Here is an 843-nt window from a genome sequence, read left to right as displayed (position 1 = left end):
TTCCATAAGAACGGCAGTCATTCTCTATGATCTCATCCCATTTATCTATCGTAATCCATATTTGGAGAACGCTGCATATGCAGCGTGGTACGACAGAAAGATCGACAGCATTCGGCGAGCCGACTTACTCTTAGCCATATCCAAATCATCACGAGATGAGGGAATTCAGCATCTTGGGTTCGAACAGGAAAGCTGCGTCGCAATTTCGACAGCGGTTGAAAAGAACTTCGTTCCCATTCAATTCTCCGAAGATGTTGAGAACAGCGTTCGCCAGCGACTAAATTTAAATAAGCCTTTCATAATGTACACCGGTGGCATAGATCACCGAAAAAACATTGAAGGCCTAATTCGTGCGTTCGCTCTCTTGCCAGAAAAGCTAAGGCAGCAACATCAACTCGCAATCGTGTGCTCGATTCAGACAACAGATCGACTACGTTTAGAGGAAATTTGCAAGGCATCATCACTAGCGGCAAATTCGGTCATCTTTACCGGCTACGTTTCCGATGACGACTTACTAGCGCTTTACAACCTCTGCAAACTATTTGTATTTCCGTCTTGGCACGAAGGCTTCGGATTACCAGCTCTAGAAGCGATGGCCTGCGGAAAGGCCGTTATCGGTTCTAATACTTCGAGCATTCCAGAAGTAATTGGACGGGAAGATGCCCTTTTCAACCCGTATGACGAAAGATCAATTTCGGACCGAATTCAGACAGTCCTAGAAGATGATCAATTCCGCAGTGAGCTTGAAGCACACGGACTCACGAAATCACAGCAATTCTCCTGGGATCACACTGCGCAACTTGCGATATTAGCACTTGAATCAAAAGTCAAAGTTAACAAGCC

General features: G+C 45.6%; 1 protein-coding gene. It reads left to right on the top strand.

The annotated features are described in order from the left end of the window. Positions 1 to 843: glycosyltransferase family 4 protein (locus AC1DYS_RS32240; RefSeq protein ID WP_477906174.1), on the top strand; the 843-nt coding region annotated here is incomplete at both ends.

The sequence above is a fragment of the Rhizobacter sp. P2_G4 genome, from assembly GCF_056403575.1.
Note: the sequence above shows the minus strand (reverse complement) of the source record. Positions and strands in the feature narration are given on the sequence as shown.